At 56.7% G+C, this 16,106-nt stretch carries 15 protein-coding genes and 2 pseudogenes; 11 read left to right on the plus strand and 6 right to left on the minus strand.

Annotation, left to right across the window (positions count from 1 at the left end; all coding sequences use genetic code 11):
* Positions 1 to 39: 39 nt before the first annotated feature.
* Both CFBP4996_RS28880 and CFBP4996_RS28885 read left to right on the plus strand, forming a co-directional pair.
* Positions 40 to 428, plus strand: a pseudogene (locus CFBP4996_RS28880) (DoxX family protein).
* A gap of 317 nt (positions 429 to 745) precedes the next feature.
* Positions 746 to 919: a hypothetical protein gene (locus CFBP4996_RS28885; RefSeq protein WP_121490371.1), complete on the plus strand. Its 174-nt coding sequence runs from the start codon at positions 746 to 748 to the stop codon at positions 917 to 919.
* Between the two features lie 161 nt (positions 920 to 1,080).
* Here CFBP4996_RS28885 and CFBP4996_RS28890 read toward each other — a convergent pair.
* Positions 1,081 to 1,844 (minus strand): IS5 family transposase gene (locus CFBP4996_RS28890; RefSeq protein ID WP_121490372.1). Its coding sequence is split into 2 segments (ribosomal slippage): positions 1,081 to 1,514 and positions 1,514 to 1,844, totalling 765 coding nucleotides; the frame shifts between segments, so codons are not numbered across the junction.
* A 356-nt stretch (positions 1,845 to 2,200) separates the two neighbouring features.
* Here CFBP4996_RS28890 and CFBP4996_RS28895 point away from each other — a divergent pair.
* The 8 genes and pseudogenes from CFBP4996_RS28895 to CFBP4996_RS29610 all read left to right on the plus strand — a co-directional run.
* Positions 2,201 to 2,500 (plus strand): Dabb family protein, encoded by a 300-nt coding sequence (locus CFBP4996_RS28895; RefSeq protein WP_080855334.1) that lies wholly within the window; start codon positions 2,201 to 2,203, stop codon positions 2,498 to 2,500.
* Positions 2,501 to 2,527: 27 nt separating this feature from the next.
* Positions 2,528 to 2,815, plus strand: a complete 288-nt coding sequence (locus CFBP4996_RS28900) for a YciI family protein (protein ID WP_080855335.1) — start codon at positions 2,528 to 2,530, stop codon at positions 2,813 to 2,815.
* A gap of 30 nt (positions 2,816 to 2,845) precedes the next feature.
* Positions 2,846 to 3,919 carry a maleylacetate reductase gene (locus CFBP4996_RS28905; protein WP_080855336.1) on the plus strand — a complete coding sequence of 358 codons (1,074 nt, stop codon included), beginning with the start codon at positions 2,846 to 2,848 and terminating at the stop codon, positions 3,917 to 3,919.
* A 13-nt stretch (positions 3,920 to 3,932) separates the two neighbouring features.
* Positions 3,933 to 4,838: an intradiol ring-cleavage dioxygenase gene (locus CFBP4996_RS28910; RefSeq protein WP_080855337.1), complete on the plus strand. Its 906-nt coding sequence runs from the start codon at positions 3,933 to 3,935 to the stop codon at positions 4,836 to 4,838.
* A 47-nt stretch (positions 4,839 to 4,885) separates the two neighbouring features.
* A complete protein-coding gene (locus CFBP4996_RS28915) occupies positions 4,886 to 5,683 on the plus strand; it encodes an SDR family NAD(P)-dependent oxidoreductase (RefSeq protein WP_080855338.1) in 798 nt (265 codons plus the stop codon).
* Positions 5,684 to 5,797: 114 nt separating this feature from the next.
* The gene (locus CFBP4996_RS28920; RefSeq protein ID WP_080855339.1) at positions 5,798 to 6,757 is read left to right on the plus strand and encodes an amidohydrolase family protein; all 960 of its coding nucleotides are present in this window, start codon (positions 5,798 to 5,800) and stop codon (positions 6,755 to 6,757) included.
* 32 nt (positions 6,758 to 6,789) lie between these two features.
* The gene (locus CFBP4996_RS28925; RefSeq protein ID WP_080855340.1) at positions 6,790 to 7,566 is read left to right on the plus strand and encodes an SDR family oxidoreductase; all 777 of its coding nucleotides are present in this window, start codon (positions 6,790 to 6,792) and stop codon (positions 7,564 to 7,566) included.
* 82 nt (positions 7,567 to 7,648) lie between these two features.
* Positions 7,649 to 8,090, plus strand: a pseudogene (locus tag CFBP4996_RS29610) (transposase); the annotation flags it as partial.
* A gap of 92 nt (positions 8,091 to 8,182) precedes the next feature.
* Here CFBP4996_RS29610 and CFBP4996_RS28930 read toward each other — a convergent pair.
* The 4 genes from CFBP4996_RS28930 to CFBP4996_RS28945 form a co-directional block, all read right to left on the minus strand.
* Positions 8,183 to 9,826, minus strand: coding sequence for a dipeptide ABC transporter ATP-binding protein (locus CFBP4996_RS28930; protein ID WP_080855341.1), 1,644 nt, complete (start codon positions 9,824 to 9,826; stop codon positions 8,183 to 8,185).
* A gap of 21 nt (positions 9,827 to 9,847) precedes the next feature.
* Positions 9,848 to 10,750: an ABC transporter permease gene (locus CFBP4996_RS28935; protein ID WP_121490373.1), complete on the minus strand. Its 903-nt coding sequence runs from the start codon at positions 10,748 to 10,750 to the stop codon at positions 9,848 to 9,850.
* A gap of 103 nt (positions 10,751 to 10,853) precedes the next feature.
* A complete protein-coding gene (locus CFBP4996_RS28940; RefSeq protein WP_080855343.1) occupies positions 10,854 to 11,795 on the minus strand; it encodes an ABC transporter permease in 942 nt (313 codons plus the stop codon).
* 4 nt (positions 11,796 to 11,799) lie between these two features.
* Entirely contained in the window at positions 11,800 to 13,413 is a 1,614-nt protein-coding gene (locus CFBP4996_RS28945; RefSeq protein ID WP_080855344.1) for an ABC transporter substrate-binding protein, read from the minus strand.
* Between the two features lie 312 nt (positions 13,414 to 13,725).
* On the opposite strand from CFBP4996_RS28945, the gene CFBP4996_RS28950 reads away from it, so the two are divergent.
* Positions 13,726 to 15,153, plus strand: a complete 1,428-nt coding sequence (locus tag CFBP4996_RS28950; RefSeq protein WP_080855345.1) for an amidase — start codon at positions 13,726 to 13,728, stop codon at positions 15,151 to 15,153.
* Between the two features lie 435 nt (positions 15,154 to 15,588).
* Here CFBP4996_RS28950 and CFBP4996_RS28955 read toward each other — a convergent pair whose 3' ends face one another.
* Entirely contained in the window at positions 15,589 to 16,080 is a 492-nt protein-coding gene (locus CFBP4996_RS28955; protein ID WP_080855346.1) for a type II 3-dehydroquinate dehydratase, read from the minus strand.
* Positions 16,081 to 16,106 lie beyond the last annotated feature (26 nt).

The raw sequence follows: 16,106 nt of genomic DNA on the forward strand, positions 1-16,106 counted from the left end.
GCTAACGTCAAGATATTTCATTTCAAAAAGGAGAAATGAATGATCGAACGACTCGAATCCTATCGCCCCTATGGATTGGCGGCTCTTCGCATTGCACTTGGCCTGGTCATTTTCTCGTTCGGAACAGCAAAAATCCTCCATTTCCATCCAGGACAATTCACGCCTCCCACCGGTTCGCTCATCTGGTTCGCCGGCCTGATCGAGCTGGTGCTCGGCTTTCTGTTTCTGATCGGGTTCCAAACGCGGATCATGGCCTTCGTCCTGAGGGGGAGATGGCGGCCGCCTATGTCACCGCGCACCTGCCTCTAAGCTTCTTCCCGACGGAAAACGGAGGATACGCCGCTGCAGTATATTCCTTCGTCTTCCTTTACTTCGTGTTCTCGGGGGGCGGGTCGCCAAGCGTCGATGCCAAGCTTCGCAAGGCGTGACGGCGAGATTTGCTGTATCGAACGTATCAACTTCCGTGACCACGGAGTCGCATGGAACCCATCGAAAATTCTTGTCGTCGGAGTGACGAAGGATATCGAAGGCTCCGTCCAGATGCCCCCGAGGTTCCCCAAGATGTCGATACACATGGGCGACGTCTTCTGGAAAAACTTCGATGGTTGTGTAACGGGGCCTAAGCGCCCATCGCAAAATCCGCGCCAACAAACGAGGAAGCAGCCGAACGTTGGCTCTATTCTGAAACTGATGAACCGAATGCGGACTACAAGGCTTCCCTGACGACTGGCAGTTTGTCGGCGGAATTCCGTCGGTGGCGGGTCAGATTGGAAACGCGTTGACGCCAGCGGTTGCGCAGGCGGGCGGGCTGGCAATGTTCTCCCTTTTGCGGAGAAGGGAGTTTGATCGGAAAGCGATGCTCTTCGGCGTCTGTGATAGCGCCGCCGTCACGCCTCCCCGCTGGATTCAGCGGATATGATTTTGCCATCGATGTCGGAGATCGTCGTCCTGATAGCCGTTGAGGGAGGACGGGCGGCCTTTCCTTTGAAGGCATATCCTCAAATCGTCGCGCTGTAGAACGCGGGACCGCTGCGATTGTCGGAAAACCGGTCAAGGCACTAGGCCGTAGCGACAAATTAACTATTTGAGCCAGAGCATGATGCTTGCCAGCTTGATGAAGCCGAGGAAATTGGCTGCGAGCTTGTCATAGCGTGTGGCGAGGCGCCGCCATTGTTTGAGCTTGGCGAAGAAACTCTCGATGCCCCAGCGCTGCTTGTAGGCGATACGATCGTAGGCATGCTGGTGCTTGCGATGGCGTCGCGGCGGAATGACTGGTTCACCGCCCTGATCAAGGATGATGTCATGCAGACGGTCGGCATCATAGGCGCGGTCCGCCAGCACCTGTCTGGCCGGCAGTCCCCGGACGAGGTCGCAAGCCGGAGCCATGTCGTTCTGCTGTCCTGGGCCGAGATGGAAACGAACCGGCAGCCCGAGGGCATCCACTACGGCATGGATTTTGCTGCCAAATCCACCGCGAGAGCGGCCGAGAGCCTGGGCTTGCGGTCCCCCCTTTTACGGCGTCCACCAGCCGCTTGCGCCTGTGCTCGGATCACCGTCGCATCGATGGACAGCCATTCCATATCCGGATCGGCAGCCACCGCTTCGAATATCCGATCGAATACGCCTTGATCGATCCAGCGGTAGTAACGCCGTTTGACCGTTTGATACGGGCCGAAGCGATCTTCGGGCAGGTCGCGCCAACGTGCACCGGAGCGGGCCAGCCACAAGATCGCATCGAAGAACCGCCGTCCGTCGCTGCGGGGACCCCGCCTGCCCTTGCGGCCGCCAGGCACGAACGGCTTCAACCGCTCCCACTGATCATCCCTGAGAACTTCACCTTCCATCGCTGACCTCCAAAAGTCAGCGTTGAATCTGATTTGCTCCTCAAACGGAATCCCAAATCGCTAATTTGTCACCACAGCCTAGGGCGGTCCCTTTCACTCTCCCATTCCTTAACTCTCACCGCAAGAAGATCGAAGAAAATTCCAAGCCGCCGACGTAGGACGACTGCTCCGACATGTCGCGGAGGTAGAGTAAAAGCTTTGCCTCCTTCCATTTTCCCGGCCGGTGGGAAATATCTTCCCATGAAAGAACCTTTCTCCCAATTTTGATAACGTTATGATGGATTTGAGGCACGCGGAAGGGCGTTTGCCAGCCTCATTTCAACTCTCGAACGAGATTAGATCGGTAAAGGTACATTATGATCAAACACATCGTGATGTGGAACGTTCGCTGCGAGAGCGAGGAGCAGCGAGAGGCTACTGCGCTCGACTTGAAGTCGCGGTTCGAGGGGCTCATCGGGAAAATTCCGGGGCTGATAACCCTTGAGGTGGGCATCGACTTCAGTCGCGTTTCCTATGCTTGCGACGTCGTCCTGTATTCAGAATTTCAGGACAAGGATTCGCTGGCTGCCTATGCCGAACATCCCGCGCACCTGCGGGTAAGAGAAGAACTCAAGGATGTCAGGACAGCACGTTATCAAGTCGACTACGCCATCTAAGCGCAAGATTGCAAACGGAGGAATCAAATGCACTACGTTGTTCACTGCATCGATCATTCTGACGGCCTCAGCCGCCGCCTCGAAAACTACGAAGCCCACAAGGCGCACCTCGCTACGGGCGCGGTAAAGACCGTTGTCTCTGGCCCTCTGGTTGCCGACGATGGCGAGACAATGATCGGCTCAATGTTCATCTTCGAGGCCAACAGCAAGGATGAGGTCATCGCGTTCAACGCAAACGATCCGTTCCGCAGGGCCAACGTTTGGGCCGAGGTGCGGATTCATCCTTTCCTCAAGCGTGTCGACAATCGCGCTTGATCGGCAACATATCGCAGGAAAGCTGAAAACATGGACGCCTTTACCTATAACGGTCAGCCCTCTCGGGTGATTTTTGGATCCGGCACTATTGCGCGAGTTGCCGAAGAGATCGACAGACTTGGCCTGAAGAAGGTCCTCGTGCTGTCGACGCCCCCGCAGGAGGGCGACGCCAAGAAGCTGGCGGCCGTTATTGGTGAAAAGGTTGGCGGGATTTTCTCAGGCGCTGTGATGCATACGCCCGTTACAGTGACCGAGCAGGCGCTTGAGGTCCTCAAGTCTTCGCAGATCGACGGGCTGATCGCGCTTGGAGGCGGATCGACGACCGGACTATCCAAGGCCCTGGCTCTGAGGACTGATCTCCCGCAGATCGTCATTCCCACGACCTACGCGGGTTCCGAGATGACGCCGATTCTTGGTGAGACCAAGGACGGCGTCAAAGTCACCCAGAGCAGTCCTAAGATCCTTCCCGAAGTCGTCATCTACGACGTCGACTTGACCATGTCCCTGCCCGCGGGACTTTCGGGTACGAGCGGCATCAACGCGATCGCCCACGCCGTCGAGGCCCTCTACGCGAAGGAACACAATCCGATCGTGTCCATGATGGCTCTCGAGGGTATCTCCGCTCTTCACAAGGCGCTGCCGTTGATCGCCAAAGACCCATCGGACCGCGATGCTCGTTCCGGCGCCCTCTACGGGGCCTGGCTATGTGGCGTTTGCCTAGGTTCCGTCGGCATGGCTTTGCATCACAAGCTGTGCCACACCATCGGCGGTTCTTTCGATCTTCCGCATGCAGAGACGCACACGATCATTCTTCCGCACGCGCTCGCCTACAATGCACCGGCGATCCCTGACGTCATAGCGAAGCTCAAGTCGACGCTCTGCACGGACGATCCGTCAAGGGCGCTATTCGATCTCGCAAAGAGCGTTGGCGCGGCCACCGCTCTCTCGGACATCGGCATGAAGGAGGCCGATATCGAGGTGGCAGTCGATCGTGCTTTTGCTAACCCATACTGGAACCCGCGCCCGCTTGAGAAGTCTTCCATTCATGGCCTCATCACCCGAGCCTTTGCGGGCGATCCGCCAGTCGTAGAAACTGCAAGCTGACAAGGGAGGAACCATGTCGGACCAATTTAAGCCGCGCAAGAAATACCCGTACTTCGCAGAGGAGACGTCGGTCGACGTTGTCAACGCTCGCATGGGAGGCGATATCAATCCCCGGTTGCGCGAAGTTATGACCGCTGTGGTGAAGCACCTGCACGCTGCGGTCAAGGAAATTGAGCCAACCCACGAGGAATGGCTTGCCGCCATCAAGTTTCTTACTGCGGTCGGACACAAATGCACCGACTGGCGGCAGGAGTTCATCCTGCTGTCTGACGTGCTAGGCGTCTCCATGCTGGTCGACTCGATCAACCACCGTCGTCCTAGCGGCGCGACGGAGAACACGATCCTCGGCCCGTTCTACGTACCGGAAGCGCCCCGTTATCCGCCTGGCCAGAATATCTGCCTAGACGGCAAGGGAGAGCCGATGGTCGTTCGAGGCCATGTGCTCGACACCAATGGAGCGCCAATCGCCGGTGCCCTGGTCGACGTCTGGCAGACCAACGACGACGGCTTCTACGACGTTCAACAGAAGGGGGTCCAGCCGGATTGGAACCTCCGAGGCGTTTTCACGACCGATGAAAAAGGCGAGTACTGGTTCAGGTCCAGCAAGCCGCGCTATTACCCAATCCCGGACGATGGCCCGGTGGGGCAGCTTCTTGGAGATCTCGGGCGACATCCGAACCGCGCTGCGCACATCCACTTTATCGTAAGTGCTGAGGGGTACGACCCGGTCATCACGCACATCTTCACGCCGGACTGCGAATATCTCGACCAGGACGCGGTCTTCGGTGTGAAGGATTCACTAATTGCCGCGTTCGACAAACGTACCGATCAGGCAGAGGCCGGACGCCTGGGCTTCCAGGCGCCCTACTGGTCGGTTGACTGGGACTTCGTGCTCGCCAACAAGAAGCAGGTTTCATAAGCCCGCGTACCGCAAAGGGTTGGGGCTAGGATTTCGAGGAGGTAACAATGGAATCAGGACTCTCAGGGAAGATCGTATTCATCACAGGCGCAGCAAACGGTATCGGTCGCGCGACCGCTCTCGGGTTCGCCAAGGAAGGCGCGCATGTCGGTCTGGTCGACATCAACGAGCAGGCGCTGCGTGAAGTCGTTGCGGAGGTCGAGAAGGTCGGTGGCAAGGCCACGGTCGCTATTGCAGATCTTTCTACCGGCTCGGGCGTATCGGCGGGCTTGAAGAGCCTGCTCGATCAGAATGACGGCGTGGTAGACGTGCTTGTGAACAACGTCGGTTCCGGAGCGATCCGCACGTTCGAACAGTTGACCGATGAGGAATGGGACCAGACGTTCCAACTCAACTTTATGAGCTACGTCCGCGCCACCCGGCAGCTTCTCCCCGTTTTGCGTGAGCGGAAGGGCGTCATCATCAACAATGGTTCCGACCTCGCAAGACAGCCGGAGCCGGTTCCGATCGACTACTCGGCCTCGAAGGCGGCGGTACTTGCACTCACCAAGGGCCTAGCCCGCGCCGAGGGTGCCAATGTGCGTGTCAACGCCGTAGCGCCCGGCCCGATCTGGACGCCATTCTGGACTAAACCGGGCGGCTTCGCCGAAACGATGGGCAAGCACTATAACATGGAGCCACAGAAGGCCGTCGAGCACGAGATGAAGCTTCGTCAGCTTCCCCTCGGGCGTCTCGGCACACCTGAAGAGGTCGCCAACGTCATCGTTTTCCTCGCATCGGATCTCGCGAGCTTCGTGACCTCCGCGGTCTGGGGCGTCGATGGCGGCAGCATTCGCAGCCTCTGACGCCAGTTGGATGGCCAACCGGTTCGGACGGCCGTCCTCACCCACGAAATGCCAAATCGCCTTGCCCGCGGATGCAAGCCATCGACGCAGGGCAAATTGACGTAAGGAAGAAGCATGCGCACTATCGCCCTTGAAGAACATTTCACGACGGAGGAGTTGGCAGCGAACTCGGCGGCAACGGCCTCGATTGCGCAGCCGGGCGTCTGGGCAGAGTGCATGCGCCTCCTTCTTGATATTACGGAAGAGCGCATCCCTGCGATGGATGCGGCCGGACTGGATGTCCAAGTGCTCTCCTTGAATTCACCTGGTATTCAGGCTGAGAAGGATCCCTCTGCGGCGGTCAGTCGGGCTCAGGCTGTAAACGATCTCCTTAAAGAGACGATCGCGATACGTCCTGACCGTTTTTCAGGCTTCGCAGCTCTTCCACTTCAAGATCCGAAAGCGGCCGCGAAGGAGCTCGAAAGGGCTGTCAAACAGCTTGGCTTGAAGGGTGGTCTCGTCAACGGACATTCGCAGGGCCGATATCTCGACCATCCAGATTTTCGCGTATTGTGGGAAAAGGTGGCCGAACTCGATGTGCCGCTCTACCTTCATCCAGCTAGCAGCGTTGATACGCCTGACGTCCTCGAGGGATATCCCGTCCTGGCTGGGCCAATGTGGAGCTGGGGCAACGACACGGCCTCGCACGTTCTCAGGATGGTTTTCGGGGGTGTCTTTGACGATTTCCCTGACGCCAAGCTCATGGTGGGGCACATGGGAGAGGGCCTTCCTTACATCCTTTGGCGCCTCGACTCCCGTTGGGGCTGGCATAACCACTACGGCGTCGAACTGAAGCGCGAAAAGCCGTCTGACTACATACGGCACAACCTGTACATCACGACGAGCGGCGTGTGCGACGAAACTCCCCTGAGGTGCGCGCTTGAGGCGATGGGTTCGGAGCACATACTCTTCGGCGCCGACTACCCGTTCGAGGATCTTCAGGCCGCCACCTCGTTTCTGCGGAAGGCCAACATCGATGAGACGCACCGAGCTCGCATTGCACACCGCAATGCAGAGCGGCTTCTACGCCTTTAATTTGTCGCCGAGACACCCTGTTGGAGACCAATATGAAATTGGACCTAGTTGGCAAGACTGCACTCATCACGGGCGGTTCCAAGGGAATTGGATTGGCGTGTGCGCGGCAGCTTCTGGAGGAAGGGGTGCGAGTGGCAATCTGCTCGCGATCCCAGTCGAGCATAGACGAAGCGAGACGCCTGCTTCCCGAGGCCACCGCATTCGTAGCGGATCTCACTTCCGCGGAGGAGGCAGCAGACGTGGTGCAAAAGGCAAAAGCTCAACTTGGCTCGATCGACATTCTCGTGAACAGCGCCGGCGCGGCGAAGCGGACTCCTCCGGCCGATCTCACGCCGGCAGCTTGGCGCGCCGCCATGGATGCGAAGTACTTCACCTACATCAATGTCATCGATCCAGTCATCAAGTTGATGGCGGAACATCGTGGCGGCGTTATCATTAATATTATAGGTGCAGGCGGCAAGACCGCATCGCCCGTCCATATTCCTGGTGGTGCCGCGAATGCAGCGCTGATGTTGGTGACAGCTGGCTTGGCGAATGCTTACGCGTCGAAAGGTGTGAGGGTGCTGGGGGTCAACCCAGGCCTGACCCAGACCGGACGTGTCGCCGAGGGACTGAAAGCCGAGGCGAAGCTATCTGGCGTCACCGAAGATGAAGCCCTCGCCAAGGCCGTCGAGAAAATTCCTCTGGGCCGGCTGGCCAGCCCAGAGGAAGTTGCCAATGTCGTGACTTTCCTTGCTTCGCCCGCTGCGAGTTACGTGACGGGCGTCAACATTGGCATGGACGGAGCTCAGACGACGGTCATTGTTTAGAACCCGCCCGATAATTGGAGTGCAGCGATCGGGCCGACGATGATTCCAAGCAGCTGTCTGAAGTTGCCTGAATGGAAGCACCATGCGGAACGCGACCACCGGACTACCTCATAGTTACAATCAGCCCCGATACGCCGATCTGACGGATGCTGGTGGGCGGTGCTATCACCCCTATTTCCGGTCCAAGCCCGAAGGGGATGCAAGCGGTCAGCCCACACACGAAATCACGAAATCGACAATGCGATCTTCTATGTTCTGCGCGGGCAATCCCATGGCGGCATATCCCGGAAACCTGGGTCCCAAGATCACAGGGTCACTTCTGCCGATGGTGCGATAGCGGGTTGTATACAAGGATCAATCGAGTTTCACCGAGTGTGCCGTCGCTCTCGACAGCCAGAGCGTCGAGACTACTGAAAAGCGGCGGTCCCCATGGTTATGAGGCCAGGAAGAAGATCAAAGGCCGCAAACGGCAGGCGATGGTGGACATGGATGGACGCGTCCTTGTCGGCGATCCTCAGCCCGCATGTCGCCGATAGCACGCAGACCAGACTAGATCACGACTGCTAATGTTATCAAAATGGCTTGTCGGCAACCTCGGCTTTGCGCCGGTAAAAACTCAAAGTGCTGCCGACTTCGGAGCAAAGTTCTGGAAGTCCCACCCCGGCGCTGGCGCAGCTGCAAGAAGCGTGCGTGTATACGGATGTTGCGGTGCAGTCAGGACGTCAAGGGCGCTACCAGCCTCCACGACTTCTCCGCGCTGCATCACCACGATCGTATTGCAGAGCTGCGCGGCTACTCGCAAGTCGTGAGTGATGAACAACACGGCGACGCCGGTGCGGTCCCGGACGTCCTCGATGAGCTTTAGAACCTGCGCTTGCACGGATACATCAAGAGCTGATACCGCCTCATCGGCGATCAGCAAGTCCGGCTCCATCACCAACGCGCGCGCAATCGCGATACGCTGGCGTTGGCCACCGGAGAACTGGTGTGGGTACCGCTGCATAGTCTCGCTCGGAAGACCAACCACATTGAGCATTTCGGACGCCTTTTTTTCGGCCGTTTCCGTTGGCATTCCATAATTGATCAAGCCTTCAATCATCGACTGCCTGATCGTCCGGCGCGGGTTCAGCGACCTATAAGGGTCTTGGAAGATATACTGCATCTTGCGCCGGAGCGGGTGCATGTCACGCTCTGCGACAATATCCTTGCCTGACAGGAAAACAGCTCCTTCCGACGGTTCCGTCAGACGGATGACACACCGGGCGACGGTTGATTTTCCGGACCCAGACTCGCCGATGATGCCAGTGATCTCACCTTGCCTTACAACGAAATCGACGCTCGAGGCGGCGTTCACAACGCGCGGCTTCGAAAATAGCCTACGCTCTTCATATCGCTTGGACAGTCCAATCACCTCTAGAACGGTGGGATTGGAATCAATCGGGGCTCGACGTGGAATAAGGCTGGGCACGGACGAGATCAATGATCTGGTGTACGGCTGGGTCGGACTGGCGAGGATCATATCGCGTGAACCGACTTCAACGATGTCACCACGGTTCATGACCACGATGCGGTCCGCGATCTCCGACACCACCCCGAAATCGTGCGTGACAAAAACGACAGCAGTTTTCTCTTCCGTCTGTAGCTCATGGATGAGCGCAAGGATTTCGCGCTGTGTCGTGACATCGAGTGCCGTCGTCGGCTCGTCCGCAAATAACAAACGGGGGCGCAAAATCAAGGCCATCGCTATGACGATGCGTTGCCGCTGTCCACCAGATAGCTGATGCGGAAAAGAGGTATATATCCGCTCTACGTCTGGTAATCTTACCCTCGTCAGCATCGCCAGGACCTTCTCCTTGCGTTCAACTGCGGGAAGCCTGGTGTGGAGCCGAAGCACTTCCTCAATCTGCTTTCCGACCCGTTGGACCGGGTTGAGGGCCGTCATAGGTTCTTGAAAGACCATGGCAACACGGGTCGCTCGGAGTTGTCTTATTCTCGCCGGCGTCGCCTTCAGAACGTCCTCACCGTCCAACAAAATTCTTCCTGCAGTTGGTACAAGCGCGCCTTTCGGCAGAAGACCCATACAAGCAAGGGAAGTCACGGACTTGCCTGAGCCGGACTCTCCGACGATGCACACTGTTTCTCCTTCGCAAACATCGAAGCTAATATTGCGAACGATCGATTTGCCATGTGACGCAGCAGTCGCAATGCACAATCCTTGTACAGAAAGAACGACATTAGGCTCGGCATTGTGGTCTGTCATATGATGTTCTCCTTTGAGGCGTTACAGACGCTTTGCCATGCGCGGATCGAGATTATCCCGGAAGACGTCACCGAGGATGTTGACGCTCAATACCGTGAGAGAAACCATCACGCCCGGAATCAACACGAGTTCTGGCTTGAGAAGGAAGTAAAGACGGCCGTCTGCCATCATGTTGCCCCAGGAGGGCGTTTCGGGCGGGATCCCCGCACCAAGGAAACTCAGAACGGCTTCTGTCATAATTGCAGATGCGAAGATGTACGTGGACTGAACCAGAAGGGGAGCCAACGTGTTCGGTAGCATATGGCGCCACACCATAAACGGCACAGATGTTCCCACGCACATTGCTGCTTCCACATATGGCTCGTTGCGCACGCCGATGATGACACTGCGGACCATCCGTACGACACGCGGAATTTCAGGGACCGCGATGGCGACGAGAACGGTTGTCAAGGTAGCACCTGAGATCGCGACCAGCGCGATCGCAAGGAGAATACCCGGAATAGCCATCAGACCATCCATGAGCCGCATGATGATCATGTCAGCCCAACGGAAATAACCGGCAATCACGCCGAAGACGATGCCAAGGACAGCACTAATTACCACCGTGCCGACACCAACGCTTAACGAGATGCGAGCGCCGTAAATCAATCGCGAGAACACATCCCGCCCAAAACTATCTGTGCCGAGCCAAAACTCCGGTGAGATCGGCTTCAGTCGAAATGCAGTGTTGAACGTTACAGGGTCATGTGTGGTTACGACGGGAGCGAAAATTGCCAGCATAACAGCGAACGCCAAGATCCCTCCCCAGATCTTTACAGGGGCAGCGAGGTAAAATGGCTTCGACTTCGGGAGACCTTCAGCTTCAGCACCAGCAGTTGTTTGCCCTGGAGGCATCTTGTTTTCCAGTCCAGATCGTACAGCCATGGGAGAAAGCGGACCTTTCATGTCACAGGAAAGAAAAGTACCGAATCTCGAGCAACTTCTCACAGTTCACTCGGTACTTTTGACGGATCATCCGGCGAAGCGCTCAGTACCGAATTCGCGGATCTACAAGGCCATACAGAAGATCAACGATCAGATTGATGAGAACATACGTTACCGAGAAAACCAGAATGAGGCCTTGGATCACCGTATAATCCCTGGCCAACACTGCCTCGAGTACCAGCCGACCAAGTCCCGGAATATTGAAGACAGATTCGGTAACGACAACGCCGCCGATCAGCATGGCGATCGACACTCCAATGATGGTGATGATCGGTACCGCGGCATTCCCAAGCGCGTGCCCGACCATGACGCCGCTCTCCGATAGACCTTTGGCCCGAGCTGTACGGATAAAGTCTTCTCCCATGACGTCGATGACGTTCGTGCGAACTATACGGGCAATAAGTGCGATGTATGGGAAGCTCAAAGCAGCCGTGGGCAAGATCATGCGAAGCGCAAATTCGGACAAGCCGTCCGAAAGCGGTTGATATCCCTGCACGGGCACCAGATTAAGCAAGCGAGCAAAAATCAGGATCAGGGTATATCCCACGATAAAGACCGGTACGGAAAATCCGAGTACCGAGATCGCCATGATCACGCGGTCAATCGTCCTTCCTTGCTGCCAGGCGGCAATGATGCCGACGGGAATTGCAATGACGACCGCGACAACAATCGTCGTGAAACTAAGCGCGATAGTCGGTCCCGCTCGATCCAGGATCATGTCCGAAACGGGCAGGCCGGATATCAGCGAGTTTCCAAAATCACCAACGACTATTCGCCCCAACCAGACGATAAGTTGTTCGAGAATGGGTTTGTTCATGCCCATCGCTTGGCGCAGCGCTTCAAGCTGTTCCTCGCTTGCGTTTCCACCAGCGATCATGACGGCAGGGTCGCCAGGAGACAGGCGAAGCATCAGAAAGACGATGATCGCGACCATCAGGACAACGGGGATCGCAGCCAGTAGCCGCCTGAACACAAATCTTACCATTCCGTCACTTCACCTTCTCAACATTCCAGAAGACAGGCGCTTCTGCAGAGATTTCTCCCTTCAACTTCGTGCTTCTTGACTCGACGTAGAAGATTTCACCCATTGGGATCATGACTGTGTTGTCGATCACGAGCTTGTGGATGTCTTTGCCGATTTTCTTCGCTTCTTCGAGATCGTCTGTGCGGGCGAGCTTCGCCCGCGCAGCCTCGATCTCGGGAACGTCGGGCCATCCAAACCAAGCCGCCGGGCCACCAGCCGCGACACCGATGAAGCCTAGCGGACTACCGACATCGGGCAATACATTGCCCGTCGAAAAGATGTTCCACCCTCCGTCCTTGGGGGCTGCCTTCGACGCACGCCTTGCTACGACGCTCGCCCAGTCCATCGAAACCATATCGACCTTGAAGCCGCCGTTGCGCAATTGCTGTGCCAGCACTGGACCCATTGCGTTCAGAGTTGCGATGTCGGTTGTGTGGAGGAGTGTGACCGGCTTGCCGTCGTAGCCGGCTTCCGCCAGGAGCTTCTTGGCTTCTTCTGGATGCGGTGAAATGATGTCGGCGGCGCCGTAATCACTTTCGTAGATGCTGCCGCAACCAAACACAGCGCCGCAGGTTTTGCCGTATGGTGAGCCGGGACCCACTTGCACATCGAGCAGTTCCTGCTGGCCAAGCGCGAGGGCCGCCGCTTTACGGATCTTCGGATTATCGAAAGGCGGTTGCGTAAAGTTCAACCGCACCAGATTCTGGGTAGCTTGCTTCTGGAATACATTGATCTCGAAATCTGGATTTCCCTCAAGCAAAGGCAGGAGATCGTGTGGCGTTTGCTCGATACTGTCGATTTCACCGCTCAGCAACGCATTGACCGCCGTCATCGGGTCCGGCATCGAGACCCATCTCACCTTGTCAACTTTGACGACCTTGCCGCCGGCAAGCCCACTTGCCGGTTCTGAACGAGGCACGTAATCCGTGTTCTTGACGAATACCGCCTGGACACCCGGCTTGTATTCGCCAGCAACGAATTTGAAAGGGCCTGAACCGATAGTCGACGTGATCGGTGTCCCGACCGGCGTTTCGGCGACCTTCTTTGGAAACATGAACGGTGGAACACCGCTCGGTTTGCTCAAAGCCATCAACACGATCTTCGACGGAACCGAAAGGGTGATAGTGAAGGACTTCTCGTCAACCGCCTTCATGTCGGTGACGAGGCTTGCCATGATCTGGCCAAGCTTATCGGCTTGTGACCAACGTTTGATGCTGGCGATGCAGTCATCTGCAGTGACAGCGGTTCCGTCATGCCATTTCAGGCCGTCGCGCAAGGTCAGCGTATAGATCTTACCATCATTGGAGACACTCCAGCTCGCCATTTGAGGCATAATGTTGGAATTTGCGTCTAAAGCCAGCAAGGTATCGTAGACCATGTAGCCGTAATCGCGCAGAATATAGGCCGTGCTTATGACCGGGTCGAGCGCGCGAAGAGGCGCGTTCCTAACCGACGTAATGGTCGATTCAGCGGCCGCCGGCGCGCTGAGCACTGAGGATCCTAACGATACCGCCAGTGCAGCGGTCGCAAGAAACCCGCGACGTCCGATCCTGAATGACTTCGCTTTGATTTCACGCATGAAGGAATATCCCCTTGTTTTGAGCCTGAATTGCCACTTCACGAGCGAGTTTGGTTTACGAATGCATGGGGTACGCGCCAAACGTCCAACGCTTTGCAAGCACACGCGGACGGTAGACGGATTTCGCCTGTGGTACGTTTTCGCTCGAGATTCCGATTGTTCAGTGTGTGGAGCGTTTTGCTCCAGTTCCCGCTTTTTGGTTGACGCTATCAAACATCAACTAGCTAAACCTGTCTAGCGAAAAGTTGAAAAAAAAATTGACATCTTTTCTCCCCTCGCTCAGGTTCAGCAAGCCAAAACGAGGGTGAACTGATGACTATCAACGCAAAAGCCGGCCAGAAGACTGTGCGTCGACCAAACAGCGCAGCTGATATGACAGCCGTGCAACTAATCGAGGCATACAAGGCCAAAACCTTATCGCCGGTGCAGGTGGTCGAAGACGTCCTTGCGCGAATGGAAGCGAGCGAACCGAAAGTCCACGCGATGTGGGCGCTTGACCCTGAGGCAGCCCTTGACGCGGCGCGTCAATCGGAACAACGGTGGAATAAAGGCATCCCGTCTGGCGTACTCGATGGCGTTCCGATCACCATCAAGGATAATATTGCGACCCGCGGCGTGGCCATCCCGCTTGGCACTGCAGCAACTAAGCTTGTACCAGCAACGGAAGACGGACCGTCTGCTGCGCGTAGTCGTGAAGCCGGTGCAGTCATTGTAGGCAAGACCACGATGCCGGATTATGGAATGATGTCCTCCGGTCTTTCGACTTTTCACGAGCTCGCCCGAAACCCGTGGAACCTTGCTACAAATCCTGGCGGCTCGAGTGCTGGCGCGGGGTCCGCGGCCGCCATCGGATATGGCCCGTTGCATATTGGGACAGATATCGGTGGGTCCATCCGATTGCCAGCAAGTTGGTGCGGCATTGTCGGTTTCAAACCGAGCTTTGGCCGTGTCCCGGTTGATCCTCCTTACATCGGCCGCGCTGTGGGCCCGATGACACGGACGGTAGCTGACTCGGCGTTGTTGATGTCGGTCATTTCGAAGCCCGATCGACGCGATACCACAAGCTTGCCCTACGAAAAACTGGATTGGCTTGATCTCGATATGAAGCAACGCAATGTCCGGATTGCGATGCTGCTCGAGGCCGGTGCGGGGATGGAGACCGATCCCGAGATCGTAGCCGCAGTCGAAGCTTCCGCCGAGATTTTCCGATCGGTCGGCTTTACTGTCGATATTATCAAGCCGTTTCTCACGAGCACGATGCTCTACGGACTGGATCGGTTCCTGCGAACCCGTTCATGGCTCACGATTTCGAAACTCAGCCCGGAAATTCAGGATAAGGTAGAGCCGTGGATTCGCGAATGGGTCGAACCTGCGGGATCGTACACCGGCGAAGATGTGTTCACAGGTTTCTCTCAGGTCGATGCGACACGCGAAGCGATGCTGGACGCAATGCGGGATTATGATTTTCTCATCTCACCTGTAACCCCGGTATCATCGTTTCCTGCCGAATGGGGATCACCCACGAATGATCCACAGCGGGCATTCGATCATGTCGCATACACGATTCCCGGAAACATGTCAGGACAGCCGGGTATCTCTATCAATTGCGGTTACGCAGGTGACGGAGCTCCCATTGGCCTTCAGATTATGGGGCAGCGCTTCGACGATCTTGGCGTTTTGAGGATGGCCCAGCTGTTCGAACGCCTTCGTCCCGAACAGCGGCCCTGGCCAACGGTCTAATCGATGGGGTCAGCTTGAAAATCTTCTACGACCCGGCAAACGCGATTTTTGATCGAGCATGCCGGGCGAGCTACTGTGGGCTTCGTCCAGCCTCGCGTCCGGCCTTCAACACATGAAATTTCACCAGCGGCATAGTGTTCTCTTGCGTTGGGTCCTGCTCCTGAGCCTGAAATGATGATAGTTGTTGGCTAAAAAGTGGGCCGGCGCGGAGCCCGAGCCGGATGAGGTCAAGCTTCGCGTTTTAGTGCATCGCCGATGGTGACCACAGGCCGCGGTCTGGTCTCAGAAATTTCGCGTGCGAGGCAACAGTACCGAAACAGGTTCCGGCGCTGACGATGATTCCTTCGTAATCTGCCAGTTCGCCCACGGTGGCGATCGGGCGGCTTGATCGAGCTGGAATTGCCAGGCATGGCAACTCCCTTCCATCACGAGATCTTAGCTGCGGGACATGCTGCCTTGTTGTGCTTCACGGACAAGATGACGATTCATTGCATCCAGCCCGAGAAGATAGCAGTCCGGGTTTCCGAACCCTTGAATAACGCCGAATGCAAGGTCGGCCAATGTGGAAACGATCGCTCGTTGATATTGATTGCGGATGTGCACTTCGACATACGGTTTGGCGAGCGCCATGATACAATAGCGCAGCGGCGCCGATCCGCTGTCGGACCAGCCGGCAGGGTTCATCACCAGCCCGTCCATGCTCTCTTCCTCCACGGCTTTGTAAAGCCGGTCGATAGCCGCACCTTCGTGGTTGGTATAGAAGATGGAGAGGTTGTAGCCTGTCTCTTCAGCGTGCAAACGGACGATATCATCGAGCTCTGCGGCGCTCAGATGGCCGTATTTGTCGGGCTCGCGCTTGCCCAAATAGTGAAGGTTCGGCCCTTGGATAAGGAGAATATTCGGCTTCTTGTCCGGCGTTGCAGTCATGTTGTGCTCCATAGCGGGTTTGGGGC

It is taken from the genome of Agrobacterium leguminum (assembly GCF_005144435.2).
GTDB lineage: Bacteria > Pseudomonadota > Alphaproteobacteria > Rhizobiales > Rhizobiaceae > Agrobacterium > Agrobacterium leguminum.

Bases quoted from the DNA above. Each gene is read 5' to 3' on its own strand.
- CFBP4996_RS28895 (WP_080855334.1), top strand. From the start codon at position 2,201: ATGATCAAACACATCGTGATGTGGAACGTTCGCTGCGAGAGCGAGGAG.
- CFBP4996_RS28900 (WP_080855335.1), top strand. From the start codon at position 2,528: ATGCACTACGTTGTTCACTGCATCGATCATTCTGACGGCCTCAGCCGC.
- CFBP4996_RS28905 (WP_080855336.1), top strand. From the start codon at position 2,846: ATGGACGCCTTTACCTATAACGGTCAGCCCTCTCGGGTGATTTTTGGA.
- CFBP4996_RS28910 (WP_080855337.1), top strand. From the start codon at position 3,933: ATGTCGGACCAATTTAAGCCGCGCAAGAAATACCCGTACTTCGCAGAG.
- CFBP4996_RS28915 (WP_080855338.1), top strand. From the start codon at position 4,886: ATGGAATCAGGACTCTCAGGGAAGATCGTATTCATCACAGGCGCAGCA.
- CFBP4996_RS28920 (WP_080855339.1), top strand. From the start codon at position 5,798: ATGCGCACTATCGCCCTTGAAGAACATTTCACGACGGAGGAGTTGGCA.
- CFBP4996_RS28925 (WP_080855340.1), top strand. From the start codon at position 6,790: ATGAAATTGGACCTAGTTGGCAAGACTGCACTCATCACGGGCGGTTCC.
- CFBP4996_RS28930 (WP_080855341.1), bottom strand. From the start codon at position 9,826: ATGACAGACCACAATGCCGAGCCTAATGTCGTTCTTTCTGTACAAGGA.
- CFBP4996_RS28935 (WP_121490373.1), bottom strand. From the start codon at position 10,750: ATGGCTGTACGATCTGGACTGGAAAACAAGATGCCTCCAGGGCAAACA.
- CFBP4996_RS28940 (WP_080855343.1), bottom strand. From the start codon at position 11,795: ATGGTAAGATTTGTGTTCAGGCGGCTACTGGCTGCGATCCCCGTTGTC.
- CFBP4996_RS28945 (WP_080855344.1), bottom strand. From the start codon at position 13,413: ATGCGTGAAATCAAAGCGAAGTCATTCAGGATCGGACGTCGCGGGTTT.
- CFBP4996_RS28950 (WP_080855345.1), top strand. From the start codon at position 13,726: ATGACTATCAACGCAAAAGCCGGCCAGAAGACTGTGCGTCGACCAAAC.
- CFBP4996_RS28955 (WP_080855346.1), bottom strand. From the start codon at position 16,080: ATGACTGCAACGCCGGACAAGAAGCCGAATATTCTCCTTATCCAAGGG.